Source organism: Herbaspirillum sp. GW821-FHT09A12 (genome assembly GCF_059418325.1).
Window position 1 is genome coordinate 127,734 of sequence record NZ_JBWKPR010000012.1, and the last position, 26,187, is coordinate 153,920.

26 protein-coding genes are annotated in these 26,187 nt (G+C 64.7%); 7 read left to right on the plus strand and 19 right to left on the minus strand.

Annotated elements, in window-relative coordinates; genetic code table 11:
* Positions 1-57: 57 nt before the first annotated feature.
* The 8 genes from AC07N6_RS20285 to AC07N6_RS20320 all read right to left on the minus strand — a co-directional run bounded on the left by AC07N6_RS20285 (position 58) and on the right by AC07N6_RS20320 (position 9,910).
* Complete coding sequence (locus AC07N6_RS20285; RefSeq protein ID WP_494782217.1) at positions 58-1,368, minus strand: c-type cytochrome; 1,311 nt, start codon at positions 1,366-1,368, stop codon at positions 58-60.
* A gap of 11 nt (positions 1,369-1,379) precedes the next feature.
* Positions 1,380-3,161, minus strand: a complete 1,782-nt coding sequence (locus AC07N6_RS20290; RefSeq protein WP_494782218.1) for a GMC family oxidoreductase — start codon at positions 3,159-3,161, stop codon at positions 1,380-1,382.
* A 2-nt stretch (positions 3,162-3,163) separates the two neighbouring features.
* Positions 3,164-3,886, minus strand: coding sequence for a gluconate 2-dehydrogenase subunit 3 family protein (locus AC07N6_RS20295; RefSeq protein WP_494782219.1), 723 nt, complete (start codon positions 3,884-3,886; stop codon positions 3,164-3,166).
* 294 nt (positions 3,887-4,180) lie between these two features.
* Positions 4,181-4,948 (minus strand): dienelactone hydrolase family protein, encoded by a 768-nt coding sequence (locus AC07N6_RS20300; protein WP_494782220.1) that lies wholly within the window; start codon positions 4,946-4,948, stop codon positions 4,181-4,183.
* Positions 4,949-5,286: 338 nt separating this feature from the next.
* The gene (locus AC07N6_RS20305; RefSeq protein WP_494782221.1) at positions 5,287-6,678 is read right to left on the minus strand and encodes an MmgE/PrpD family protein; all 1,392 of its coding nucleotides are present in this window, start codon (positions 6,676-6,678) and stop codon (positions 5,287-5,289) included.
* Between the two features lie 70 nt (positions 6,679-6,748).
* Positions 6,749-7,540, minus strand: coding sequence for a transporter substrate-binding domain-containing protein (locus tag AC07N6_RS20310; RefSeq protein WP_494782222.1), 792 nt, complete (start codon positions 7,538-7,540; stop codon positions 6,749-6,751).
* A 189-nt stretch (positions 7,541-7,729) separates the two neighbouring features.
* Entirely contained in the window at positions 7,730-8,686 is a 957-nt protein-coding gene (locus tag AC07N6_RS20315) for a MurR/RpiR family transcriptional regulator (RefSeq protein ID WP_494782223.1), read from the minus strand.
* 306 nt (positions 8,687-8,992) lie between these two features.
* Positions 8,993-9,910: a LysR family transcriptional regulator gene (locus AC07N6_RS20320; protein WP_494782224.1), complete on the minus strand. Its 918-nt coding sequence runs from the start codon at positions 9,908-9,910 to the stop codon at positions 8,993-8,995.
* Positions 9,911-10,067: 157 nt separating this feature from the next.
* Here AC07N6_RS20320 and AC07N6_RS20325 point away from each other — a divergent pair, with 157 nt between their 5' ends.
* Together AC07N6_RS20325 and AC07N6_RS20330 are read left to right on the plus strand one after the other, a co-directional pair.
* Positions 10,068-11,030, plus strand: a complete 963-nt coding sequence (locus tag AC07N6_RS20325; RefSeq protein WP_494782225.1) for an agmatinase — start codon at positions 10,068-10,070, stop codon at positions 11,028-11,030.
* Positions 11,031-11,073: 43 nt separating this feature from the next.
* The gene (locus tag AC07N6_RS20330) at positions 11,074-11,487 is read left to right on the plus strand and encodes a RidA family protein (RefSeq protein WP_494782226.1); all 414 of its coding nucleotides are present in this window, start codon (positions 11,074-11,076) and stop codon (positions 11,485-11,487) included.
* A 278-nt stretch (positions 11,488-11,765) separates the two neighbouring features.
* On the opposite strand, the gene AC07N6_RS20335 is transcribed toward AC07N6_RS20330, so the two are convergent.
* Both AC07N6_RS20335 and AC07N6_RS20340 read right to left on the minus strand, forming a co-directional pair.
* On the minus strand, positions 11,766-11,915 hold the full coding sequence (locus AC07N6_RS20335) for a hypothetical protein (RefSeq protein ID WP_494782227.1): 150 nt from the start codon (positions 11,913-11,915) through the stop codon (positions 11,766-11,768).
* 217 nt (positions 11,916-12,132) lie between these two features.
* Entirely contained in the window at positions 12,133-13,014 is an 882-nt protein-coding gene (locus AC07N6_RS20340; RefSeq protein ID WP_494782228.1) for a LysR family transcriptional regulator, read from the minus strand.
* Between the two features lie 114 nt (positions 13,015-13,128).
* Here AC07N6_RS20340 and bla point away from each other — a divergent pair, with 114 nt between their 5' ends.
* Both bla and AC07N6_RS20350 read left to right on the plus strand, forming a co-directional pair.
* Positions 13,129-14,028: a class A beta-lactamase gene (gene bla / locus AC07N6_RS20345; RefSeq protein WP_494782229.1), complete on the plus strand. Its 900-nt coding sequence runs from the start codon at positions 13,129-13,131 to the stop codon at positions 14,026-14,028.
* 146 nt (positions 14,029-14,174) lie between these two features.
* Positions 14,175-14,816 (plus strand): LysE family translocator, encoded by a 642-nt coding sequence (locus AC07N6_RS20350; RefSeq protein ID WP_494782230.1) that lies wholly within the window; start codon positions 14,175-14,177, stop codon positions 14,814-14,816.
* Positions 14,817-14,824: 8 nt separating this feature from the next.
* Here the strand turns inward: AC07N6_RS20350 and AC07N6_RS20355 are convergent, their stop codons facing one another.
* Entirely contained in the window at positions 14,825-15,574 is a 750-nt protein-coding gene (locus AC07N6_RS20355; RefSeq protein ID WP_494782231.1) for a 2-keto-4-pentenoate hydratase, read from the minus strand.
* A 176-nt stretch (positions 15,575-15,750) separates the two neighbouring features.
* On the opposite strand from AC07N6_RS20355, the gene AC07N6_RS20360 reads away from it, so the two are divergent.
* The 3 genes from AC07N6_RS20360 to AC07N6_RS20370 all read left to right on the plus strand — a co-directional run bounded on the left by AC07N6_RS20360 (position 15,751) and on the right by AC07N6_RS20370 (position 18,444).
* Complete coding sequence (locus AC07N6_RS20360; protein WP_494782232.1) at positions 15,751-16,686, plus strand: exopolyphosphatase; 936 nt, start codon at positions 15,751-15,753, stop codon at positions 16,684-16,686.
* 238 nt (positions 16,687-16,924) lie between these two features.
* On the plus strand, positions 16,925-17,413 hold the full coding sequence (locus AC07N6_RS20365; protein ID WP_494782233.1) for a MerR family transcriptional regulator: 489 nt from the start codon (positions 16,925-16,927) through the stop codon (positions 17,411-17,413).
* Positions 17,410-18,444: an aldo/keto reductase gene (locus AC07N6_RS20370; RefSeq protein ID WP_494782234.1), complete on the plus strand. Its 1,035-nt coding sequence runs from the start codon at positions 17,410-17,412 to the stop codon at positions 18,442-18,444. The genes AC07N6_RS20365 and AC07N6_RS20370 overlap by 4 nt, the downstream gene beginning before the upstream one ends.
* A 79-nt stretch (positions 18,445-18,523) precedes the next feature.
* Here AC07N6_RS20370 and AC07N6_RS20375 read toward each other — a convergent pair whose 3' ends face one another.
* From AC07N6_RS20375 to AC07N6_RS20410, 8 genes are all read right to left on the minus strand, one after another.
* The gene (locus tag AC07N6_RS20375) at positions 18,524-19,198 is read right to left on the minus strand and encodes an amino acid ABC transporter permease (RefSeq protein WP_494782235.1); all 675 of its coding nucleotides are present in this window, start codon (positions 19,196-19,198) and stop codon (positions 18,524-18,526) included.
* Between the two features lie 9 nt (positions 19,199-19,207).
* Positions 19,208-19,879, minus strand: coding sequence for an amino acid ABC transporter permease (locus AC07N6_RS20380; protein WP_494782236.1), 672 nt, complete (start codon positions 19,877-19,879; stop codon positions 19,208-19,210).
* Between the two features lie 12 nt (positions 19,880-19,891).
* On the minus strand, positions 19,892-20,638 hold the full coding sequence (locus AC07N6_RS20385) for an amino acid ABC transporter ATP-binding protein (RefSeq protein WP_494782237.1): 747 nt from the start codon (positions 20,636-20,638) through the stop codon (positions 19,892-19,894).
* A gap of 90 nt (positions 20,639-20,728) precedes the next feature.
* Entirely contained in the window at positions 20,729-21,601 is an 873-nt protein-coding gene (locus AC07N6_RS20390) for a transporter substrate-binding domain-containing protein (protein ID WP_494782238.1), read from the minus strand.
* A gap of 24 nt (positions 21,602-21,625) precedes the next feature.
* The gene (locus AC07N6_RS20395; protein WP_494782239.1) at positions 21,626-22,606 is read right to left on the minus strand and encodes an N-carbamoyl-D-amino-acid hydrolase; all 981 of its coding nucleotides are present in this window, start codon (positions 22,604-22,606) and stop codon (positions 21,626-21,628) included.
* Complete coding sequence (gene hydA, locus AC07N6_RS20400) at positions 22,591-24,063, minus strand: dihydropyrimidinase (protein WP_494782240.1); 1,473 nt, start codon at positions 24,061-24,063, stop codon at positions 22,591-22,593. The genes AC07N6_RS20395 and hydA overlap by 16 nt, the downstream gene beginning before the upstream one ends.
* An 8-nt stretch (positions 24,064-24,071) precedes the next feature.
* A complete protein-coding gene (locus AC07N6_RS20405; RefSeq protein WP_494782241.1) occupies positions 24,072-24,857 on the minus strand; it encodes an SDR family oxidoreductase in 786 nt (261 codons plus the stop codon).
* 12 nt (positions 24,858-24,869) lie between these two features.
* Positions 24,870-25,802 carry a dihydrodipicolinate synthase family protein gene (locus AC07N6_RS20410; RefSeq protein ID WP_494782242.1) on the minus strand — a complete coding sequence of 311 codons (933 nt, stop codon included), beginning with the start codon at positions 25,800-25,802 and terminating at the stop codon, positions 24,870-24,872.
* Between the last annotated feature and the right edge of the window lie 385 nt (positions 25,803-26,187).

Consider the following 26,187-nt stretch of genomic DNA (forward strand, 5'->3'; position numbering starts at 1 on the left):
AGACCGCATCGTCATCGCGTTCCCGCAGGCGCTGTTGCGCCTGCGAAGCAACACGCCTTACTGCTTGGCGACAGTCGCCGTACCCGCCTCCATCGCCTCCTTCGGCAGCTCCTTGCGCACCTTGGCGACATCGCTGGCGCTCACGGCGCCGGCGCTGTTGCCCCAGCTGTTGCGGATGAAGGTGACGATTTCCGCCACTTCCTGATCCGACAGGCGGCTGCCGAAGGCCGGCATGGCGAACTGCGTGGGCGCCTTGTGGGTCCATGGCATCTCGCCGCCGGCCAGCACGATCTTGATCAGCGAAGCCGGGTTATCGGCGTTCACCGTCGCGCTTTGCGCCAGGGTCGGGAAGGTTTCCGTCCAACCCTTGCCGCTGCTGCGGTGGCAAGCGGCGCAGTTGTTGAGGAAGCCCATCGCGCCCGGACTCTGGTCGGAGCCCTTGCGCAACGCCTGGTGCGTCTTGTCATCATACGCCAGCGGCGCCACGCCTTCCTTGACCGGCTTGAGCGACTTGAGGTACTTGGCGATCGCCGTCAGGTCTTCGTCGGTCATGTACTGCGTGCTGTTGGCGACCACATCGGCCATGCCGCCGAAAGCTGCGGAGTGGCTGTTGCGGCCGGTCTTCAGGAAGACGGCGATGTCTTGCTCGCTCCAGTTGCCCAGGCCGTCGCGCGCGTCGCCGCGCAGGTTGTTGGCCAGGTAGCCTTCCACCACGCCGCCCGACAGGAACTGCGTACTGTCGTCGGTCAGCGCCTTCTCCTGCATGCCTACGCCGCGCGGGGTGTGGCAAGCGCCGCAGTGGCCCAGGCCTTCGACCAGGTACTTGCCGCGCACGATCGGGCTGTTGTCGTCGGCGCCGTCCACTGCGACGGCCGGCGCGAACACCTTGCGCCAGATCGACAGCGGCCAGCGCATCGACAACGGCCAGACGATGTCGACGCCGCGGTTGGGCGTCGGATCGGCTTGCACGCCGTTCATGAAGTAGGCATACAGCGCCTTGACGTCGGCCGGCTTGACCTTGGCGTAGGACGGATATGGCATGGCCGGATACAGCGACGCGCCATCCTTGCGGATGCCGTGGCGCAAGGCCTTGTCAAAGTCGTCCTCGCTGTAGTTGCCAATGCCGTGGTCCTTGTCGGGCGTGATGTTGGACGAGTACACGGTGCCGATCGGCGTGGCCATCGGCAGGCCGCCGGCGAAGGGCTTGCCGCCCTTGGCGGTGTGGCAGGCCACACAGTCGCCGGCCTTGGCCAGGTACTCGCCGCGCTTGACCAGTTGCTGGTCCGCCGGGGCGTTTTGCGCCGAGGCGGCAGCCGCGGACAGCGTCATGACTGCCGCGCAGGCGGCGATGAAATAGTGCTTGATCATGTTCGTTATCCTTATGCCTGAACCAGCGGACCGGGGTTTTTCAGATACTGCTCACGGATCGCCTTGGCGGACCAGTAAGCCAGCGCCGTGACCAGGCCGGTCGGGTTGTAGCCCATGTTCTGCGGGAACGCCGAAGCGCCGTAGACGAACACGTTGGGCACATCCCAGCTTTGCAGGTAACGGTTGACCACGCTGTTCTTGGGCGTAGTGCCCATGATCGCGCCACCGGTCAGGTGGGTCGACTGGTACACGCGGGTGTCCCACGACGAGCCGGTCTTGCGCACCGCCTTGACGACCTTCTCCGGGTTCATCGCGTGGCCGACCTTTTCCATCTGGTCGCCGATGTAGCTCAGCATCTTGCCTTCGTTGTCCTTCCAGTTCAGCGTCATGCGCAAGAGCGGCTGGCCGTTGGCGTCCTTGTAGGTCGGATCCAGCGACAGGTAGCAATCACGGTAAGCCATCACCGAACCGGACATGCCGATGGTCAGGGTGCGCTGGTAGGCGTCCTGCACGCTGCCCTTCCATTCCGATCCCCAGCTGGGCACCTTCTCGCCCGGCATGGTGCCGGCCTGCTTGATGGGGCGGCCGCCGTAGCGTACGTGGCGAATCGAGGCGCCGCCGATGAAACCCAGCGGGCCGTGGTCGAACTGGTCGGCGTTGAGGTCGTCCATGCCGACGCCGCCGGCGCCGGTGCCGATGAACGGGTTGAACTGGGTGCCCTTGGGCATGACCACGTTGATGCCGCCGTTGTACTGGTAGGCGAAGTTCTTGCCCACCACGCCTTCGCCGGTGACCGGGTCATACGGCTTGCCGATGCCCGACAGCAGCAGCAGGCGCACGTTGTGCGTCTGGAACGCGGTCAGGAGCACCAGGTCGGCCGGCTGCTCGACCTCGCGGCCTTGCGAGTCGATGTAGGTGACGCCGGTGGCGCGCTTGCCGGAAGCATCCAAGTTGACCTTGATCACCTGCGCCTTGGTGCGCAGCTCGAAGTTCTTGCGCTTCAACAGCACCGGCAGGATGGTGGTCTGCGGCGAGGCCTTGGAGTACATGTAGCAGCCGTAGTTTTCGCAGAAGCCGCAGTAGTTGCAAGGGCCGATGCGCACGCCATAGGGGTTGGTGAACGGCGCCGAGGCATTGGCCGCAGGCGCCGGGTACGGGTGGTAGCCGACGTCGCGCATGGCCTTTTCGACCAGCGAGGCGCTGTATTGGTATTGCAGCGGCGGCGTCGGGAATTCATCGGTGCGCACGCCTTCCAGCGGATTGCCGCCGGCGATGATCTTGCCGTTGAGGTTGCCGGCCTTGCCCGACACGGCCATCACCTTCTCCGAGAAATCGTAGAACGGCTCCAGTTCCTTGTAGGTGACGCCGTGGTCCTGGATGGTCATGTCTTCGGGAATGAATTTCTTGCCGTACTTCTGCTCATGGTGGCTGCGCATTTCCAGCTCTTCCGGCAGGTTGCGGTACATCATGCCGTTCCAGTGGAAACCGGCGCCGCCGACGCCGTCGCCCAGCAGGAAGGAGCCGTGCTGGCGATACGGCACGGCCACATCGGCCACACCGTGGCGAATGGTCACGGTCTCGCGCGAGAGATCCTGGAACAGCGCGCCGCGCACCGAATACTTCAGCTCGTCGACCGCCTTCGGATAAGGGGTATCGGTATTGGTGTCGCGCATGTCGCCGCGTTCCAGCGCCAACACGTTCAAGCCGGCTTCGGTCAGTTCCATCCCCATGATGGAGCCGGTCCAGCCCAAGCCCACCATCACCACATCTACTTTGTCTTTTTTAATAGCCATGATCAGCCCTTTTCTCCCAGAATCGACACAGGGCCGTATGGATATTTCACGTTGTACTGGTCGACCCAATCCAGGTAGTCGGCGCGCGCGCCGGGGAAGCCGACCATCTTCCAGCCGCCCATTTTCTGGTTGCCGCCGTACATCGGGTCGGCGAAGTAACCTTCCTTGGTGTTGCCCAGCATGAAGCTGAAGAAAGTCTTGGCGGGCACGGTCTCGAACGCAATCTTGCCGCCTTCCATCTGCTTCAGGACCTCGACCTGCAGCTTCTTGTCCAATTCGGCGAACACCTTGCCATGGTTCTTGGTGCACCAGTCATTGGCGGCGGCGATGCCCTGGCGATAGATATCGCGCGGCACCAGCGAGAGCTGGTAGCCCAGTTCGGGCACGCTGTCCGGATGGAACGGGCCCTGCATGTACCACAGCTTGCCTGCGCCATAAGGCGTTTCCATCTGGCGGTCGATGAATTCGGGCACGCCGGTTTCGAGCGCGCCGGCGCCGTACTGGTCGGAGGGAATCAGGTGGTCGACCGCGGCATTGATGAATGCCCATTCGGCCGCGCTGAAGTAGGTCGGGGTATAAGCGCGCGGCTTGCCCGGTTCGGAGCTGTCGGCGATGGCCGACTGGCTGACTGCGACTGCGGTGGCGCCACCTAGCGTACTGGCTGCTGGGACGATCGCCAGTACCTGACGCAGGAAGCGCCGCCTCGGCTCTTTATCTTGTGACATGACTTTCCTTTGGACTGTGGTTTGAGGAGAGAGGTGCTGCCGGACACTCTTCCATTTGCAAACGTCGGGATGAACGCCTCCCGGCGGCTGCAAATGGCAGTTGCCTCTTATGGCGCCACGGCTCGGGCCGGCAAAGCCGGAGCGATGGCGCTGTTTGGTTTGCGATCGTGGCATCGCGCGAAAAGCTGTGCACTTGGCTTGCTGGTTTCGTCATGAAATCAACTGGCTGAAAAAGCGGGGAAACCGGTCACCTATAGCCAACCGGTTTCAACATCGATACTTGCATCGATACTTTTAAGCGAACAACTCGCCGAAGAAGTTCTTCAGCGCCACCGAGGCACGCCCGGCGGTCTGGCGGTGATAAAAGAAACCCGGATTGTTGGAATCCGGGTCGGTGAATGAATGGCCGGCCTGGCCATAATTGACCAGTTGCCAGTCGATCCCGGCGGCGCTCATCTCATCGATGAAGCCATTGACCTGCTCACGCGGCACGGAAGGATCCTGCACGCCGTGCAGCGCCAGCACCGCGCCCTTGATCTTGCTGGCGTCGGGCGCCGGGGTCTCCAGGGCGCCATGCAGCGACACGGTGCCGCGCACGTCGGCGCCGGAGCGCGCCAGTTCCAGCGCCGCGGTGCCGCCGAAGCAGAAACCGCAGGCGCCGAACTTGCCGGCGGCGATCCTGATTTTTTGTTGGTTGCGGAAGGCATCCAGCGCGGCGTTCATGCGCTTGCGCAGTTCGGCGCGATCTTTCTTGAGTGGGACGATGGCCGCCACCGCCTCATCGGGGTTGGCCGGCCGCACATGCTTGCCGTAGACGTCCGCCACGAACACGGCATGCGCCGCGCCGATGGTAGTGGCGGCGATTTCCAGCGCCTGCTGGCGCACGCCAAAATAATTGGGCACAGCCAGCACGCCGGTGGCGGGAGGCGCGGCCCGGTTGAACAGGAGGATGCTTTCGTATTCGACGCCATCGGTCGAATGGGGGATGAGTTCAATGGCGAGGTCGGCAACGGCAATACCGAACTTCTCGGCGATTGCGGCTGCATTCCAGGACTGGGACATGTTCTGGCTCCTTTGATGGCGGCGGCCGGCGGCATGGCCGCGGCACGGAGGAAACTTATTGATTTATTGGCGCGGAAACAACTGCAAACTGCAAAAAACAAGTGCAAAAGATACAAGATCCCTTGTGCATAGCTCGCTATGTTCGCACAAACAATGCAACTTTGCAGGAGGTCATACCAGTTGTCGTCAAGAAAATGCGATAGCTTTCCATACATTCCTCCTACATAGCCCTGCCGGCAAAGGCACTCGCCGTTTTTTGACTGCGAGCAACAAATGCTTTCCCGCACCATTTGCCATGGCCACACTTTCAGCCATCCGGCCCGCCTTTGTCAAATCGATCAAGCGCTGAACAATCCGCGCACCGCCCCGCAAGACGCCAGCGCGCGCAAACGCGCCAGCCAGTCGCCGGACGACGCCAGGCCGGCGAAACGCAGGCAACCCAGGAACTTGGCATCGAGTTCTTCCGCACTGAGCGGATAACGCGCGGCGCCGCGCGCGAAATCGCGGAAGGCCTGCACCACCCGGCCGTCGCGCAATGCGATGCTGACTTGCGCGCCCTCCGGCGCGGCCGCCCTGCGGCTCGCGTCTTCCCAGTACGCACCGCTGGTCATGCCGACCTTCGCCATCAACTCCCGCAGGCGCGGGTCTGCCAGCGTCGGGGCCGACAGATGCTCCAGCCCGACCGTGCCATGCAACAGCGAAACGGCCACCGCGAACGGCATGCTGAACTGCGCCTGTTGCGGTGTGGCCGGGTCATCATGGATCAGGTTGGCGATGACAATCGGCGGCACGTCGCAGGTGATCGCCGCGATCTCGCCGGCATCGATGGCATGCGTTTGCGCCAGCGCCATGACCGCATCCACCGCCGCATGCGAAGACAGGCAGAGCGGAATGCGCTTGATGTCCACGCCCGGATTGTGCAGCGCCCAACGCCTGCCCAGCATCTCGACAGCCTGCGCATCCCAATGGCCGCCATTGAACAGCCGTGCGAAACCGTTGCGATGCTCAACGGCATCGGTGGGGCCGCTGGCGCCGAGCTGCGCCATGAACGCGGCAGTCATGCCGGCCTCTGCCGCGCGCCCGGCCAGGAAGGCCTTGGCATCGGTGCCGAAACAGGCCTTGATGCCGGCCGCCCCGGCCAACGCCAGCCCCAGTGCCGCTGCGGTTTGCCGTTCATCCAGCCGGAGCAGCCGCGCCGCCGCCGCGCACGCCCCCACCGGCCCCAGCACGCCGGTCGTCCACCAGCCCTGGTCGTACAGCACATTGGTGCTGGCCAGCCCCAGCGCATATTCGCACTCGGCGCCGGCCACCAAGGCCACCACCAGTTCGCGGCCACTGGCATCGGCATGCTGGGCCGCCGCCAGCGCGGCCGGCACGATCACGGCCGAACCGTGTACGAAACCGGCATAACAGTTGTCGTCGAAATCCAGCGCGTGGGCCGCCACACCGTTGGCAAAGGCGGCCTGCCTGGCATCGGCCTGCAACACCGTGCCGATGATGCTGCACATTCCAAGGTGGCCGCTCATGCTGCCCATGCCGGCCAGCGCGCGCGCATGGCCGGCGACCTTGGTGGCGGAACCGGCGGCGATCACGCCGATGGTATCGATCAGGCAATCTTGCGCGACGCGACGAACGTGCGCAGGAATGTCGCCCTCCTCAAGCTGCACGATCCACTGGCTCATTGCCGTGATCGCGCCGCGTCCTGTCCCCGGCCCTGTTGTTTTCTTCACGCAAGCTCCTCCAAGAATAAAAACGGCCGGCCCCGTCGGCGGCCGGCCGTTGCACATCACGCGGACATGTTCAGTCCGGCAATTGGCCGGCCGGCGCGCCCAGCCAGGTCTGCGAGAACTTGTCGATGGTGCCGTCGGTGCGCGCTTCGCGGATGATCATGTTGATCTTCGCCAGCAACGTCGATTCGCCCTTGGGCATGGCGACATAGCATGGCGCATTGGCCAGGATCACCTTCAGTTCCATGTCCAGCGCAGGGTTCATCTTTTGCAGCGCGGCGGCAACCGTGGTTCCGGTCGCGAACATCTGGGTCTGCCCGGCCAGGAAGGAAGACAGCGTCGCGTTGTTGTCTTCGAAGCGCTTGACGACCGCGCCTGGCGCCATCTGTTCCAGCTCCTGGTCCTGCATCGAACCGCGGGTGACCGAGATGGTCTTGCCCTTGAGTTCGGCGAAGCTGCTGGCCTTCACGCTCTTGCTGCCGAACACCGCGTCGAAGAATGGCGCATAGGCGATGCTGAAATCGACCACCTTGGCGCGCTCGGCGGTCTTGCCCAGCGACGAGATGGTGATGTCGGCCTTGTTGGTTTGCAGGTAGGCGATGCGGTTGGGCGCCGTCACCGGAACCAGCTCGACCTTGACGCCCAGTTTGCTGCCGATCAGGTTGGCCATGTCGATGTCATAGCCGCGCGGCCGCATGTCGGTGCCGACCGAGCCATAGGGAGGATAGTCGGTGGGAACGGCCACGCGTATCGACTTGCGCGACATGATGGTCTGGTACAGGTCATCGGCCAATGCGTTGGCCGATGAAAAGCAGGCGGCGGCCGCGGTGAGGCCGATCAGGGCGAGTAGCGGGCGGCGTTTCATGGGTGGTCCTTTCTGAAGATATGGCTCAATGCGAGGTACGCGCTGCAAGGCGTACCGGCGTGTTTCGAGAAATCCAGGCGCCTGTTGCGGCGCCATTTTTTGTCAGCTGCATGTCTCGCGCATGCGCCGCTCCGGTAAATCCGTATTCGTCGATGCCGCGCGGCACCCTTCATGCAATCTTTTGCGACCTCATGCGCCGCGCTTGGCGCGCGCGCCCGCCCGGGCCTTGCCCGGCGCCTTTGCGCGCGGCTCCAGCGCCGGCGCGGCGTCGGCCTGCATGCCCCACCATTCCCCCGCGCCCCACAGCTTCTTTTCCGTGTCGGCGATCTGCGACTTGATGTTGATCCGGGAGGTGGCGGCCATCAGCGCCACCAGGATTTCCGCCACCAGGAAGGCCGGCAGCAGCGTGTCGAAAAACGAAGGCCCCTTGTTGGGCACCAGGATGCTTTCGGTGGCGATGCGCGCCAGCGGCGAACTGGCGCTGTCGGTGATCACCACCAGTTTGACGCCGGCCTTTTCCAGGTGCGTGGCGATCGACATGGCGCGGCGCGAGTGCGGCGCCATGCTGCAGATCAGCGCCACATCGCGCGACGACGGCTGGTGCATGATCTTCATGATCCCGCTCTCGCCGGCGCCGTCCACCAGCGTGACGTTGCGCGCGAAGTATTCGCATACGTGGGCGAACTGGAAAGCCACCGGGAAGGAACCGCGCAAGCCGAGGCAAAAGATCTCGCGCGCGGAGGACAGCAGCTTGGCCGCGCGCACGATGGACGACATGGTCTCGCCGGTGCACAGCGACTGGATCTGGGCCGTGGCGTTGTGGGCCAGATCCATCGCCAGGGCGGCTTCGCCGATGCGCTGGTTCAGCTCGACCAGCCCCTGGGCGCGCGAACCGAACTCATTGCCGCGGGCGCGCAGGCTGCTCTTGAAGACATCGCGGATGGCGTCATAGCCGTCCAGCCCCAGCGCCTTGGCAAAACGCGTCATGGTCGACGGCGGCACTTCGGCCAGCCGCGCCTGTTCGCGCATGGACAGCACCGCCACTTCATGCGGATTGTCCAGCACGAAGGCCGCCACCTGGCGCGCCTGGCGCGGCAGGCTGTCGAAGCGTTCCTTGATGAGGGCGGTCAGCGATGGCTGGTTCACGATAGGTTGGCGGCTGGCTGGATGATGCCAACTGTTGAGCAACATATGTGCCAATCGATTCCGAAAACGGTTCGAACGAACCATTTTCATGGGCGCGAAACATCCCCTGCGATCCGCCTGCGCGGGCGCTTGCCGGGCTAATCCGCCAAAGCATTTCGGCACAAACGGTACAAAAATGACCGGTTCGATGTTTCATCGCGGCTCGACCGACGCCAGGACGGCATGGCCTGGCGCCGGCAAAACGCCCCAGCATGGTTAGCCGCGCGATCAGGCGCGCCCCATTTTGGCGTGTATGGCAGAACCTGATTACCCGGCGGCAATGGCGCCTGCGGGGCGCGCGTGGAACTCCTTGAGGATGGACAGGAACAGGTCGGCGCGATGGGTGGACGGGCGGATCGGATCGGTCACCGCACAGATGGTGTGGTGGAAGGTAGGGCCGCCCCGGCGCGCGCGCAACGCGTAGCGCTTGCCGATCAGTTGCACGTAGTGCGTGGGCAGCAGGCCGACATAGTCGCCGGTAGCCACCAGCAGCGCGATAGCTTCCAGTCCGCCGGCATCGGGCCCGCGCACGTAGCCGCCCCCGGCCAGCACCGCCTCCACATAAGGATGCGGGCGATGCACCAGCGGCAACTCCCTGGCGCCGCCGCGCCCGGCTTTACCCTCCCGCCCCTCTGGGCGGATGGCGCCGTAGATACGATGGCTTTCGGCGAACAGCGGCAGGTAGTCGAACTCATCGTCGCCGGGATAACGCCCGCGAATGGCGATGTCGACGCGATGCTCGCGCAGCGCCTGGTTCAGTTCCGGAAAGGTCATCACCTCGATGCGCGGCTGCACGTTGGGCGCGCGCCGCTTGAGCATGGCGATGGCTTGCGGCAGCTTGCAGTCCGGATGGCCCAGCGCATGCTCGACCACGCCCAGCGCCAGCGGGCCGGACAACACGCCATGCACGGCATCGATCTCGGGCCGGATGCGCTCCAGCGAACGCAGCGCGCTGGTGGCCAGCTTGACCGCCACCTCGCCCTCCGGCGTCAGCCTGAAACCAGCCGGACCGCGCTCGCACAGGCGCACGCCAAGGCGCTCCTCGACCTCGCGCACATGGCGGCTGATGGAGGCCTTGGACATATGCAGCGACTTCTCGGCCGCGGAGAAACCGCCCGCCTCGGCGACGTTGCAAAACACCCGCAGCGAGCGCAGGTCGCGTTCATCGAGGTCGAGTCGGAGCATGGGCTTGGCTTTTCATAAAGTCTTGAAAAATGGAACTATACCTCCAAAAGAATCATTTTCTATTCGCCATGGCAATCGCTACAGTGCATTCGAAACGGCACGCCGCAACGCCCGCCCTCCCGGACCCTTACCGGTTCTTACCCCAAGGATGCCAGCCATGGAACAACTCACCGTCCCGCCGCGCAGCGGCCACAAGACCCTGCTTTACTCGGAACCGGTCGCCGACTTCACCGACCTGAAGTGCGACATCGCCGTGCTGGGCATGCCCTTCGGCGCCGCCTACAGCCCGCGCCAGTACAGCAACGACCAGACCAACGCGCCGCAGGCGCTGCGCGACCTGAGCGACCGCATGGTGCGCCATCCCACGCATTACGACTTCGACATCGACGGCCCGCTGCTGCAGGAGCGCGACGACATCCGCTTCGTCGACTGCGGCGACGTCATGCCCGACCTGGACGATCCCGAGGCCCACAAGCGCCGCGCCGAAACCGCCATCCGCCAGATCGTGCGCGGCGGCGGCATGCCCATCGTGCTGGGCGGCGACCACGGCATCACCAACCCGGTGCTGCGCGGCTTCGATGAAGTCGGCCCGGTGACGCTGGTGCACATCGATGCCCACCTGGACTGGCGCGATGAAGTCAACGGCGTGCGCGACGGCCTCTCCAGCGTGATCCGCCGCGCCTCCGAACTGCCCTTCGTCAAGCACATCGTGCAGATCGGCCTGCGCGCCCAGGGCAGCGGCCGTCCCGCCGACTACCGCGCCGCCAGGGAATGGGGCGCCGACCTGGTCAGCGCCTATGAATTGCACGACATCGGCATGGACGCGGTGCTGGCGCGCATCCCCGACGGCGGCAACTACTACCTGACCATCGACGCCGACGGCCTGGACTGCGCCATCATGCCGGCCGTCGACGGCCCGGCGCCCGGCGGCGTGACCTTCCTGCAGGCGCGCAAGCTGATCCACGGCCTGGTGAAGAAAGGCCGCGTGGTCGGCATGGACATCGTTGAAATCCAGCCGGCCAAGGACAACGCCAGCAAGATCAGTTGCGTGACCGCCGGCCGCCTGATCGTCAACCTCATCGGCGCCGCGATCCGCGCCGGGTATTTCGACAAGAAATAAGCAGCCCTTCAACCACTCACCCACTCACCCATCGGGAAAAGACATGGCACACACACGCATCCGCAAGTTCAACACCAAGGCCACCTATCCGGAACAGAAGATCGACAACGACCTGTGCCAGGCGGTGGTGGCGCGCGGCACCATGGTGTTTTTGCGCGGACAGATCGGCCAGGACCTGGATACCTCCGAGAGCGTCTGCATCGGCGACGTCAAGGGCCAGACCGAACAGGCGATGAAGAATATCGACATGCTGCTCAAGGAAGCCGGCAGCAAGCTGGAACACATCTGCAAGGTCACCATCTACATCTCCGACCCGCGTTTCCGCGAAGACGTCTACCTGGTGGTCGGCAAGTGGTTGAAAGGAGTATTTCCGGTCTCGACCGGCATTGTGGTGACCGCTTTCGCGCGGCCGGAATACCTGGTGGAAGTCGATGCCACCGCGGTGATCCCGGATTAAGCGCGGGGCAACGGCCGGGGCGGCAGCACAACAACGGCCTGGGCATTGCGCCGTGGACCGATCGGGAAACGCCGCCTGGACGATGATTGCCGCACCGCCATGCAGGAAGCCCCGCGCCTGTAGACACAAGGCTTAGGCGCAGGGCCGATCCTCAGATCCTGACGTAACGTCTCTGGTAAGTCGCTGTACTTTGGGCCGCATCGCTGATGCGGCCTTTTTTTTGTGCACATGCAAAAATCAGAAAGAATTGCCTGAAAACCGGCGAAGCCGGCCACACATCACTGTCGACGGTTGTCCGAATCCATCGGGGAAAGACCCGAGTACAGGCTGCAGGATTGCGGCGGGCCGCGGTGCGAGCCGGTAGTGAGGTCGCCCGAATCGTTCAGGTAGTCGACCAGTTTGCGATAGAGCTTCGCGAAGTATTTCATGACACGCCCCCATTCTCGGCACTTGGATTGCTACGGATACCGCCTGATCTTCGCTGAAAAGGCCGCGACGGCATCGCAGCCTTCTTTCAAATTATTTATATCATTTATTCTATGCTTGGACATCCCCCCCGTCCACCAGGAAATTCCCCATCAACGCGGCACTGTTGCCATAAGCCCTCACTTCCCCGTCTTCCGCGCAAGCCCCGCGTGGCGCGGTTCACGCCGGTTTCGGCGAGTCGGCCATGCCGGAATGCGCCAGCAGCCACTGGCGAAAGACCAGCATCGCCGGCGTCTCCTGCTTCGATTTCAGGCGCGCCAGCCAATAGGCGCCGGCGCCTATGGATATGTCAAACGGACAGACCAGCCGGCCCTGCTGCAACTCCCGCTCGAACATGAGGATCGGCAACAAGGCCACGCCGGCCTGCTGCGCGGCCGCCTCGGCCATGGTCAGCGAAGAGTCGAAGACGAAGCCGCGTATGGCCGGGCATGGCGCGCCCGCCGCCGCGAACCACTCGCTCCATTCATCGCTGCGGTAAGAGCGCAACAGGGTTTCTCCCGCCAGATCGGCGGGACGGCGCAGGCGGGCGGCGATCCCGGGAGAACACATCGGCGCCAGCGGCGCGCTGAACAAACGTTCAGCATCAGTCCCGTGCCAGGCGCCATCGCCAAAGCGGATCGCGTAATCCAGGCCTTCACCGGCCAGGTCGACGCGGTTGTTGTTGGTCAGCAGCCGCAGGTCGACAAAGGGATAGGTCTGCTGGAATTGGCGCAGGCGCGGCATCAGCCAGCCGACCGCGAAGGTGCCGACCACGCCCAGCGTCAGCACCTCGCGCTTGCGGCCGTTCTCGAACTGCGCCAGCACGGTGCCGATGCGGCTGAACGATTCCGCCAGCACCGGCAACAGCGCCAGCCCCTCGTCAGTCAGCGCCAGGCCGCGCGGCAGGCGACGAAACAGCGTCACGCCAAGGCGCTCCTCCAGGTTCTTGACCTGCATGCTGACCGCGGTCTGGGTCACGTTCAATTCATCGGCGGCGCGCGTGAAACTGAGTTGGCGGGCCGAGGCTTCGAAGGCGCGCAAGGCATTCAGGGGTAAATACACAATTCCTCCATGACCAAGTTTTTCTAATGCCTAGTGCCAATTATCGTGAATTGCGGGCCGTTACACCACTACCTATCATCTTGGCTCGCAGATCAACAATAGCAAGGAGAAATCATGCTGGACAGACGTAATTTCCTGACGCTGGCAAGCCTGGCGGCAAGCGGATGGCTCACTAGCGCCTTGGCGACACAAGGATCGAATGCAAGCAAAACTGATGGATCGAGCAGCTTCGTCCAGCACATGGCGAAGCTGGAAAGCGGCATCAACGGCCGTCTCGGGGTCTTTGTCCTGGACACGGCCAAAGGCCGCCAATGGGGCTACCGCGCCGACGAGCGCTTTCCGATGTGCAGCACCTTCAAGTTCCTGGCGACGGCGGCGGTCTTGAAGCGCGTCGACCAGGGCCAGGAACGCCTGGAACGGCGCATCGTCTACACCAAAAAATCCCTGGTGCCCTACTCGCCCACCACCGGCAAACACACCGGCGGCAACGGCCTGTCGATGTCCCAATTATGCGAAGCGGCCATGACGCTCTCCGACAACACCGCCGCCAACCTGATGCTGGAAAGCCTGGGCGGCCCGGACGGCCTGACCGCTTTCATCCGCTCGCTGGGCGACGACCTGACCCGTCTGGACCGCAACGAACCCACGCTCAACGAATCCCTCCCCGGCGATCCGCGCGACACGACGACACCGGCGGCAATGGTTGCCGACCTGCGCAAGATCGTGCTGGGCAACGCCCTCAACCCGGCCTCGCGCACGCTGATCACGCAATGGCTGCTGGACAACCAGACCGGCGCAAAACGTGTGCGTGCAGGATTGCCCACGGGCTGGAAGGTGGGCGACAAGACCGGCACCGGCAGCCACGGCAGCACCAATACCGTGGGCGTGATCTGGACGCCGCAGGGCGTGCCGCTGCTGTTCGCGGTTTACCTCACCGAGACCGGCGCCGATGAAGCGCAGCGCAACGGCCTGCATGCGGCAATTGGCAAGCTGATCGCCGCGGAACTGGCCTGAGAACCTGTTTGCGATCTCGCCGGCAAACAGGCATGCCATAATTCGCCGCAAGGACGAAGGCGTGCCGGCCTTCGCAGTGTGCAGCACCGCACAAAAGCGCAAAGCCAAGGTGCCGCCGCCCCCCGCTGCTTTGCCGAGGAGACCCGATGACCGCCCACAGCCTCAACCTCACCACGCTGTTCCTGTTTTCACTGGTGGCGATGGCCACCATCGCCACGCCCGGCCCTACCGTCTTGCTGGCGTTATCCAATGGCGCGCGCCTGGGCCTGCGGCGCGCCTTGCCGGGCATGCTCGGCGCCGTCGCATCGGACTGCGTGCTGGTGGGATCGGTAGCGGTGGGCCTGGGCGCGCTGCTGGCCGCCTCGGAATTCTGGTTTTCGGTGGTGAAATGGGTGGGCGCGGCCTACCTGGCCTGGATCGGCCTGCGCATGCTGCGCTCGGGCGGGACCGATCTCGCCGTGGCGGCGGGCGATCCGCAGGCCAGCCCGCGCAAGGTATTCATGAAATCGTTCCTGGTGGCGGTGACCAACCCCAAGGGTTACCTGTTCTGCTCGGCATTGCTGCCGCAATTCATCGACAGCGCCGCTCCCCAGGCCTGGCAATACCTGGCGCTGGGCGCGGTGTTCTGCGCCCTCGATTTCGCCATCATGTTCGGCTACGCCGCCATCGGCGCGCGCGCCGTCAGCCTGCTGCGCCGGCGCGCGCTGCGGTGGATGGACCGCACCTGCGGCGCCATCCTGCTGGCGCTGGCCGGATCGCTGGCGTTCTATCGCCGCAGCGGCAACTGAAACCGGCCTCAGTCCCCGAAACTGAAGGCCACCGCGCCGATCCCCTCCAGCACCGCCTCCACCTTCATGCCCGGACGCGCATGCCGCACCCCGGTGCAGGAGCCGGTGGTGACAATCTGCCCTTTCTTCAGCGGCATGCCGCGCCGCGCGCAATGGCGCGCCAGCCAGGCCAGCATGGCCCATACGTCGCCGGCGGGATTGCCGCCGGTCATGCGCGCCACTTCCTTGCCATCCAGCGACAGGCTGGCGCTGATGGCGCGCAAGTCGGGCGCGGCGGCGGGCATGGGCAACGGCGTGCCCAGCACCAGCGCGCCGTGGCTTTGCAGGTCGGCCATCGCGGCCCAAGGGTTGCTGCAAGGGGGCGGGCCCAAGCGGGTTTCCACCACTTCGACGGCGGGCAGCACGGCATCGAATACGCCCAGCAATTCATCACGGGACGGCAAAGCTCCTCCCGGATCGAAGTCGCGCCCGACGCGCAACGCCAGTTCGGCCTCCAGTCCGCGTATCCGCCATTGCGGGCCGGACAATTCGACGCCCGCCGCCAGCACCCCGGAGGCCGGCAACGGCGAACAGGCCGGCTCCATCCCCTCGCCCTTGCTGCCGACCTTCCAGGCGCCCACCGGCCCCAGGCGCAACAACTGGGCATCCTGCACCGCATAGGCGGTGGCGGCATCCCCGACAGCCAGCCGGCGCCAGTCCAGCAAGAGGCCGCTGGTGCGGGCATCGAGCAGAAGTTGTGTGGCGGCGTGGTCATTCATTGCTCTTTCCTTTTCATTATTTGATGGTGAACGGTTGCACAGATCGATCGCGACTAGACTTTGAACAGCATCTGATGGCATCGCATAAATTTGGGTTGTATGATTGTCCACGGTACCGCAGAGCGCCTGGTGCCCGGTAAAACTTTCCATTTATCAAGATCAAAAGGGACTTTTATATGTCAGAAGCAAAAAAATACCGTCTGGTGACCCGCAGCGATTTTGATGGCCTGGTATGTGCAGTCCTGTTGCAGCATCTGAACATGATCGACGAGATTCTGTTTGTGCATCCCAAAGACATGCAGGATGGGAAAATTGCCATCAGCGACAACGACATCACGACCAATCTGCCGTTCGTACCGGGCGTCCATATCGCGTTCGACCACCATTTGTCTGAAACCATACGCCACACCGGCGAACGCAAGAACCATGTGATCCATCCCGAAGCGCCGTCCGCGGCGCGCGTAGTCTACGACTATTACGGCGGCGCACAAACGTTTCCGGCGGCCTGGAACGACATGATGGCGGCCGTCGACAAAGGCGATTCGGCGCGCTTCAACGAGCAGGAAATCCTGCAACCGCAAGGCTGGGATTTGCTCAACTTCCTGATGGATGCGCGCACCGGCCTGGGCCGTTTCCGCGATTTTCGCATCTCCAATTACAACCTGATGATGGATTTGATCGCGCTGTGCAAAACGCACACGATCGATGAAATCATGGCGACGCCGGACGTCAAGGAACGCAAGGACCTGTACTTCGAACACGCCGACAAGTGCAAGGAGCAAATCCGCCGCTGCAGCACCGTGCATAAGAACCTGGTGGTGCTGGACTTGCGCAATGAAGAAGTGATCTTCGCCGGCAACCGCTTCATCATCTATGCGCTGTTTCCGCAAACCAATATCTCCATCCACGTCCTGTGGGGCCTGAAAAACCAGAATACCGTGTTCGCCACCGGCAAATCCATCCTCAACCGCACCTCGAAAACCAATATCGGCGCGCTGATGCTGGAATACGGCGGCGGCGGGCATGAAAACGCCGGCACCTGCCAGATAGAAAATGAACGTTCGGAAGAAGTACTCGGCGCGCTGATTAACCGGATCAACACAGACGGCTGAATCAAGACCCGCAAGAGGGTCTCGAACCGGATACGCATTTTTGGACGCATCCCATGCCTTGCCCCTGCGAACGCCCAAATCCGGCGTACGCAGGGAGAAGAAATTCCCGACTTTCACCGCTCTTCTTACCTCTGACATCATCCGGATGACAGGCAGCCCGCAACGGGTTGCGCATGGTTGTGGATAATGGCAGGAAGCGCTTGACTTAGAGCGCGCTCCAACAAATAGACTGCCTCCCATGACAACTTCCATGACCATTGCCCAGGCTGCCGTCGCTACCGGACTTTCGGTGCATACGCTGCGTTACTACGAACGCATCGGCCTGCTCGATCCGGTCGAACGGCGCGACAACAGCCATCGGCGCTATACGCAGGAAGACCTGAACTGGGTCGCCTTCCTGCTCAAGCTCAAGGCCACCGGCTTGCCGGTGCGCGCGATGCTGCGCTACGCCGAGCTGCGGCGCCTGGGCAATACCCTGGAAAGTGTCACGGAACGGAAAGCGATCCTGCAGGCCCATACGCTTTCCGTACAACAAACGCTGGCCGAACTGCAGAGCAACCTGGCCGTGCTGCACCAGAAGATCGACCTCTACCGCGACATTGAAAAAGAAGCCGCAGCCAACGCCGCGCTCTCTTCGCGCAAGCAGGGCCGCCGCGCCGCCGATCGCAACGATGCAGCCGTCGCCACGCAGCCCGCCAGCGCCAACCATGAAAGGACGCCAACATGACACAGCAAACTTCCGCCAGCCATCACCAACCCGAAGCGGCCATCGGCACCCGCCGCCTGGGCCCCAACGGCCCGCTGGTCTCCGCCATCGGCCTGGGCTGCATGGGCATGAGCGATTTCTATTCCAACCGCGACGACGCCGAATCGCTGTCCACCATCGACCGCGCGCTGGAACTGGGCGTGAACCTGCTCGACACGGCCGACATGTACGGCCCCTTCACCAATGAAGAGCTGGTGGGCCGCGCCATCAAGGGCCGCCGCGACAAGTTCTTCATCGCCACCAAGTTCGGCTTCGTGCGCGATCCCAACGATCTCTCGGTGCGCGGCGTCGACGGCAGCCCCGGCTATATCCGCAAGGCTATCGAAGGCAGCCTGAAGCGGCTGGGCGTGGAAACCATCGACCTCTACTACCAGCACCGCATCGATCCCAACACGCCGATCGAAGACAGCGTGGGCGTGCTGTCTGACCTGGTGAAGGCCGGCAAAATCCGCCACATCGGATTGTCGGAAGCCTCGGCCGCCACCATCGAGCGCGCGCACCGCGTGCATCCGATCACCGCGCTGCAGAGCGAATACTCGCTGTGGACGCGCGACCCGGAACAAGATGCGCTGGCCACCTGCCGCAAACTGGGCATCGGCTTCGTCGCCTACAGCCCGTTGGGACGCGGTTTCCTCACCGGGGCGATCACCAGGTTCGAGGACCTGGCCGCGGATGACTTCCGCCGCACCAACCCGCGCTTCCAGGGCGAAAACTTCGCCAGGAACCTGGCGCTGGTGGAGAAGGTAAAACAACTGGCGCAAGGCTACGGTTGCACGCCCGGCCAGTTGGCGCTGGCCTGGGTCATGGCGCAGGATCCGCACATCGTGCCCATCCCCGGCACCAAGCGCCGCCGCTATCTGGAAGAAAACGCCGGCGCGGCCGACGTGAAGCTGAGTCCGCAAGACCTGCAGCAACTCAACGCCCTGTTCCCAATCGGCGCGGCGGTCGGTGACCGTTATACCGAAGCCAGCCTGAAGTTGCTCAATGGCTGATTGAGCTGATTGGGCTGATTGCCCGGCGCTTTGGCGACGGTGAAGAAAACAGCCCGGACCAGTCCGGGCTGTTTTCGTCTCAATGCAACGCCCGGTTCCGGTGCTCCAGCCGCGACAGCCAGCGCACCAGCGGCCACAGCAGGGCCAGGTAGAGCAAGGCCGCCAGCACGATGGGGGACGGGTTGTACACCAGCGACTGCGCATCGCGCGCCACCCGCAGCAATTCCGGCAAGGCCACCACGCTGGCGATGGTGGTCAGCTTGATCACCTCGATGCCGTTTCCCACCAAGTCGGGCAAGGCGTTGCGCGTGGCCTGCGGCACCACCACATACGCCAGCGCCTGCAGGCGCGACAGGCCGGTGGAGCGCGCCGCTTCCATCTGCCCGCGCGGGATGCTCTCGATGCCGGCGCGGAACACTTCCGCGAAATAGCTGGAGTTGTTGAACATGAAGCCGATCGCCACCGCCGCCAGCTTGGGCAGCTCCAGCCCCAGGAACGGCGCGCCGAAATAGATCAGGATCAGCAGCACCAGCGGCGGGAAGGAGCGGAAGAAATCCACGTACACCGCCACCGCGATACGCAGCATGCGCGATCCGCTCTGCGTGGCCAGCAAGGCCAGCGCCAGGCCGGAGACGATGCCGATCGGAATCACCAGCAGCGACAGCCACACGGTAGTCCACAAGCCGCCCAGCAGAAAGGGCAGCACCTCGCGGTAGACCTGCAGGTTGAAGAAGTTTTGCAGCAAGGCTTCCATCGCCGTTCCTTAACGTTTCCAGCGCCAGCGCGTTTCCAGCCAGCGCGCGAACAAGACCACGGGAATGAAGATCACCAGATAGGCCGCCGCCCCCAGCATCAGCGGCGTCGGGTTGCCGGCGTTGCTGCTGGCGGCCTGCGCGGTATTGAGGATTTCAGAAAGCGCCACCACCGACCCCAGCGCGGTGTTCTTGGTGATCGAGATGACGCGGTTGGTCAGCGGCGGCACCGCCATGCGCAGCGCCTGCGGCAGCACCACCCAGGCCATCGCCTGGATCCACGACAGGCCGGTCGAGCGCGCGGCTTCGCTTTGGCCGCGCGGCAGCGCCAGGATGCCGGCCCAGATGCTCTCTTCCGCATAGGCCGCCAGCACCAGCGTGAGCGCCAGCCAGGTGGCGGTAAACGACGACATCGCCAGGTCGATATAGGGAAAGGCGAAGAACAGCACGATGATGACGATCAGCGGCGGCAGCGAGCGCATGATGTCGGCGAAGGCCACCACCGCCAGCGTCACCGCGCGCTGCCCGGTGGCGCGCAGCACCGCCAGCAGCAGGCCGAGCAACAGGCCGGCGGCGATCACCGCCAGGCTCAGCAGCACGGTCACGCCCATGCCGCGCAGGATGTCCTGCCAGTAGCGGCCGGCGATCTCGGCGTTGAAGAAGGTGAAGACGAACTGCTCCATGCGCTCCGCCTTTCAGTGCTGCGCGGCGTAGCGCGAGACGAAGGCCCTGGTGCGGGCCTGCCGCGGGTCGCCGAAGACCTGCTCCGGCGGCCCCTCCTCGACGATCACGCCGCCGTCCATGAACACCACGCGGTCGGCCGCGGCGCGCGCGAAGGCCATCTCGTGCGTGACCACCAGCATGGTCATGCCGGACTCGCGCAGCTCGCGCATGACCTGCAGCACGCTCCCCACCAGTTCCGGGTCGAGCGCGCTGGTAGGCTCGTCGAACAGCATCACCTTGGGTTCCAGCGCGATGCCGCGGGCGATGCCCACGCGCTGCTGCTGGCCGCCGGAGAGCTGGCTCGGATAGCTGCCGGCCTTCTCCAGCAGGCCGACCTGCGCCAGCGCGCGGCGGGCGCGCTGTTCCGCTTCCGCATGCGAATGGCCCTGCACCTTCTTCAGCGCCAGCATCACATTGCCCAGCGCCGTCATGTGCGGATAGAGGTTGAACTGCTGGAACACCATGCCGATCTTCTGGCGCACCTCGTTGAGGTTGGTGCGCGCATGCATGATGTCGATGCCGTCCACCACGATCTGTCCGGCGCTGGGCTCTTCCAGCCGGTTGCAGCAGCGCAGCATGGTGCTCTTGCCCGAGCCCGAGGGGCCGATCACGCAGACCAGTTGGCCGGCGCGCACGCGCAGGTCGATGCCGCGCAGCACCGCATTGTCTTCATAGGATTTATGCAGGCCGACGATTTCCAGAATGGGAGCAGAACTCATGGAGGCAAACGCTATAGTCAAAATCCGTGGAAAAAATCCGCTTCGGCGGCGGCCGCAGCCGCCATCCGATGCAGCCGAACCCGGCCGGCTTCAGCTGCACTTCGGCGTGACCGGGGTGGGGTCGTAACCGTCCAGGCCCGGCACGCCCTGCCCCACGCCGACCTTGACCACGGTAGCGTCCGGCGCCGGGGTATAGCCGAACCATTTCTGCGCGATCTTGCCCAGCGTGCCGTCCTGCTTCATGCACTTCAAGGCATTGCCGGCGGCGTCGCGGCCGGCCTTGTCGTCCAGGCGGAAGGCCAGGGCCCACACCAGGCCGGTCTTGACGGTATAGGTGGTCTGCACCGCCGGATTCTGCTTGGCGGCCCAGGCGGCTACCGTGCTGCCGGCCAGGTTGGCGTCGGCGCGGCCGGACTGCACCGCCTGCACGGCGTCGGCATTGTTGCCGTAGACGTCGTACTTGAAGCCGTACTTGGGCGCATTGTCACGCGCCCACATCTCGTAGGCCGAGCCCTTGTTGACCGAGATGGTCTTGCCCTTCAGTTCTTCCAGGCCCTTGATCGCGGCGCCGCCCTTCTTGATGACGAAGGTGTAGTCGGTGTCGAGGTAGCCTTCGGTAAACAGCATGGCCTTGGAGCGTTCCGGCGTGGCCGTCACCGGCGCCAGCACGAAGTCGTACTTCTTGGCATTCAGCCCCGGCACCAGGCCCGAGAACTCGGTGCCTTCGATCTCGATCTTGCGGCCCAGGCGGCGCGCCAGCTCTTCGCCCAGGTCGATGTTGAAGCCTTGCAGGCCGCCGCCCAGCTTGACCATCGCATGCGGCGCGAAGGTGGCATCCACGCCGGTGCGCAACGGCCCGGCCTGGGCACAGGCGCCGGTGGCGGCCAGCGACATGACGGCCGCGGCCGCCAGCAGGGAACAGTTCAGGGACAACTTGGACGACAGTAGCTGGAACGGGAACATCGCATCACTCCTCGGTATAGGGGCTCAGGTGGAAAGTTCGGATGGGGCCAGGGGTTCGCCGGCGCCGGTGCGCTCGACGATCAGGCGGTAATGCTCGGGACGGCGGTGCTTGGCGAAATTGAAGACATGCTGCAGGAAGGTCTCGCCCAGCCCCAGGTCGCAACTGGCGAAGATCACCTCGTCCTCTTCGCCCTGGGCCTGCGCCACGATCTCGCCGGTGGGCGCGACGATGGCCGAACCGCCGATCATGTGGAAACCGTCTTCCGCTCCGCACTTGGCGGCGGCGGCCACCCACAGGCCGTTCTGGTAGGCGTTGGCCTGCAGCGACAGCAGGTGGTGGAACATGCGCAGGTGCGGCGGCTCGTTCCAGTGGATGTTCCAGGACGGCGTGTTGTAGCCCAGCGCCACGATGCGCGCGCTCTGCAGGCTCATCACGCGGTAGGTCTCGGGCCAGCGGCGGTCATTGCACAGGCATTGGCCGATGCGGGTGCCCAGCATGTCGGTGACGCCGAAACCGCCGTTGCCGACCTCGAAGTACTTCTTCTCCAGGTGCTGGAACGGCGCGTCGGGCTTGTGGTCGCTGTGGCCCGGCAGGTGGATCTTGCGGTAGCGCGCCACGATCTTGGCGTTCTCGTCGACCAGCACCGAGGTGTTGTAGCGGTGGCCGTCCGGCGTCAGTTCGGCGTAGCCCAGATAGAAGCCGACCTTCAGCTGCGCCGCCAGCTCGAACAACGGGCGCGTCGCCGGCCCCGGCATCTCGGCCTCGAAGAAGCGCGCGTTGACCTCGGCCTCGTCTTCCATCCAATAGCGCGGGAAGAAGGTGGTCAGCGCCAGTTCCGGAAACACCACCATCCTGGCGCCGCGGGAAGCGGCCTCGCGCAGCATCTCGACCAGGCGTGCCACCACGGCGGCGCGGTCGTCGGCCAGGTGGACCGGGCCCATCTGCGCCACGGCCAGGCCGAAGCGTTGGTGCTTGCTTGCGTTCATGTTCAGTTCGACTCCCATGCTTTTCCTTTCAGGCCGAGCAAGCCCGGCAAATGGCTGCGCGCCGGCTTGCGCGCGATGCTGGCCGGCTCCGGGCACTGGCGCTTGATGTAGCGGCCGGAACCGCGCGGCACCTGCAGCTGCGCATCGCGCACCACCACGCGCCCGCGCGAGAGAACGGTCTCCGGCCAGCCGGTGATGCGGCGGCCTTCATACGGCGTATAACCGACGTTGTCGTGCAGCAGGCCGGCGCTGATGGTGGTCTCGCGCTGCGGGTCCCAGATCGCGATGTCGGCATCCAGCCCTTCGGCGATGTTGCCCTTGCAGTGCGACAGGCCATACATGTGCGCGTGGTTGGTGGCGGTGAGCTGGACGAATTCATGGATGCTGATGCGCCCGCCCAGCACCCCCTCCGAGAACAGCAGCGGCAGGCGCAATTCGATGCCGGGCACGCCGTTGGCCATTTCCTTGAAGGTGGTGTCCTCGCCGCGCGGCAGCTTGCCGCTCTCATCGAAACGATAAGGCGCGTGGTCGGAGGAATACATGCCCAGCGTGCCGTCCTTGAGGCCGGCCCACACCGCCTCCTGCGCGTTGGCGTCGCGCGGCGGCGGGCTGCAGCAGAACTTGGCGCCTTCCACGCCGGGCTGGTCGATGTCCTCGGCGGTCAGGAACAGGTATTGCGGGCAGCTCTCGGCGTAGATCTGCGCTCCCAGCAGCTTGGCGGCGCGGATGGTCTGCACCGTCTCGGCGCCGGCCACGTGCACGATCAGCACCGGCACCCCGATCAGGCGCGACAGCGCGATGGCGCGGTTGCTGGCTTCGGCTTCGGCCAGCGGGTCGTGCGCCACCGCGTGGAACCTGGGCGCGGTGTGGCCCTGATCCAGCAGGCGCGAGGCGAGCCAGCGGATCATGTCGTGGTTCTCGGCATGGATCATCACCAGCGCCCCTTCCCTGCCGGCCAGCGCCAGCACGTCCAGCAGCTGGTAGTCGTCCAGCTTGAGCGCGTTGTAGGTCATGTAGACCTTGAGCGAGGTGATGCCGTCGGCGATCGCCTTGGGCAGGTCGTGCTGCAAGGCCTGTTCGTCGGGGTCGGCCAGGATCAGGTGGAAGCCGTAGTCGATCACCGCCTTCTCCTGCGCCCGCCGCGCATAGTCGGCGATCACGTCGGGAATGCGGTTGCCGCGATGCTGGGCGGCGAAGGGAATGATGGTGGTGGTGCCGCCGAAGGCGGCCGAGACCGTGCCCGAATAAAAGTCGTCGGCGCACATCATGCCCATGCCCGACAACTGCTCGATGTGGCAATGGCTGTCGATGCCGCCGGGCAGCACCCAGCGGCCGCTGGCGTCGATATCCTCGCGGCCGGGCGGCAAGCCTGGCGCGATCCTGGCGATCACGCCGTCCTTCACGCCGATGTCGGCCATGAAGGTTTGCCGGTCGGTGGAGATGCGGCCGTTGCGGATGGTGAGGTCGAAGTCCATGCGCGTTCCTAGAAGGTGCCGGGATAGGCGCCGCCATCCATCAGCAGGTTCTGGCCGGTGACGAAGCCGGCTTGCGCGCTGCACAGCCAGGCGCAGGCATCGCCGAACTCGGCCGGCGTGCCGAAGCGTCCGGCCGGGTTGGCGGCGCGGCGCGCAGCCAGGATCTGCTCGGCGCTCTTGCCGCCGCCGCTGGCCGCCGCAGCAGCGGCGGCGGTGGCGAACAGGCGCTCGGTCTCGAACGGGCCCGGCAGCAGGTTGTTGATGGTGACGTTGCGCGCCACGGTGCTGCGCGCCAGGCCGGCGACAAAGCCGGTCAGGCCGGAACGGGCGCCGTTGGACAGGCCAAGGATATCGATCGGCGCCTTCACCGCGCCGGACGTGATGTTGACGATACGGCCGAAACCGCGCGCCATCATGCCGTCCACGGTGGCCTTGATCAGTTCGATCGGGGTCAGCATGTTGGCGTCCACCGCGGCGATCCAGTCATCGCGCGACCATTCGCGGAAATCGCCCGGCTTGGGGCCGCCGGCGTTGGTGACCAGGATGTCCGGGTTGGGACAAGCGGCCAGCGCCAGTGCGCGCCCTTGCGGCGTGGTGATGTCGCCGGCCACGGTGGTGACGGCGGCGCCGGTGGCGTCCCGGATCTGTTGCGCGGCGGCTTCCAGCGCGTCCTTGCCGCGCGCGGTCATGGTCACGGCCACGCCTTCGCGCGCCAGCGCAACCGCGCAAGCCAGTCCCAAGCCCTTGCTGGAAGCGCACACCAGCGCGCTGCGTCCTGCGATGCCAAGATCCATGCCGGCCTCCGCTTACTCGATGACCAGCGCGCCGCGCTGGTCCAGCGACAGGCCCACGCGGGCGATCACGGCTTCCAGTTCGCGCTCGGTCTCGGCATCGATGCGCATGCCCGGCGAGCGGATGGCGTCGCTGGCGATCACGCCGCGCTTGCGGTACACGTACTTGCGCAGCGACAGGCCGATCTTGGGCTGGAACTCGTAGCGGATCAACGGGCAATACTTGTCGAAGGTGGCGGCCGCTCCCGCGACATCGCCGGCGGCGAACTTGTCGTAGATGCGCACCAGGATCTCGGGGAAGGCGAAGCCGGTCATGGTGCCGACCGCGCCGCGCTGCAGCTCTTCCAGGAAGTACACGCCGCCCAGGCCGCCGAAGATGCGCATGGCCTCGCCGGCCAGGTCGCGGATGCGGCTGATCTTCTGGCCCACCGGCGGCTCTTCCATCTTGATGAAGTTGACGCCGCCCTCGCGACCCAGGCGCGCGATCACCTCGGCCTTGATCTCGGTGCCGAAGGAATCGGGGAAGTCGTGGATCACCACCGGGATGTCGAGCGCATCGGCCAGCGACTTGTAGTAGTCGAACTGCACGGCGTCGGAGGCGTTATCCAGCGGCGCGGCAAACACCGCCGCGGCGCCCACCTCGGCCGCTTCGCGCGCCTGTTCGATGGCCCCGGCCAGGCCCAGGGCGCGCACGCCCACCCACACCGGCACGCGGCCGGCAGCGCACTTGACGAAGGTATCGACCACCGCGCGGCGCTCGGCGTTGGACAGCTTGTGCGCCTCGCCCAGGAAACCCAGGATGGCCAGGCCGGAAACGCCGGCTTCTACCTGGAAGTCGACCAGGGTGGCGATGCTGCCGAGGTCGAGCGAACCATCGGCGTGGAAAGGCGTGGGGCAGATCGTATAGATGCCGCGGGCGGTGGACAGCGATGCGTTGGACTGGGGCATGTGAATTCCGTAATCAGACGATGGGCGGACAATGACGAAGGTGGCGGGCTAAGCGTTGCGAGGCATGAGCCCGAATGTTGAAAATCATTGTCGTGGAGTGTCCTTGCCCTGTCGCTTTCCTTTTTGTGCGCAGTCCTTAACCTGCTGTTAATGCCTTTCAATGTTTTCTGGTGGCTTGATTGTTTGTTGTGTGCTCAGGGGGGGTAGTCTGGTCTTGCTGCTGGTCGATGTACTGGCTCTATGCTTTTCTTTCTCCGGTCGACACGGAGCGCCGGGGGCGGCCCGGCAGCCGCTCACTTTCTTTGGCCCGCTGTATAGACCTGAGACATAGGTAACACGTGTACCGGGACATAGGTAACACTTTTGGGGTTCGAAACGAAGCCCA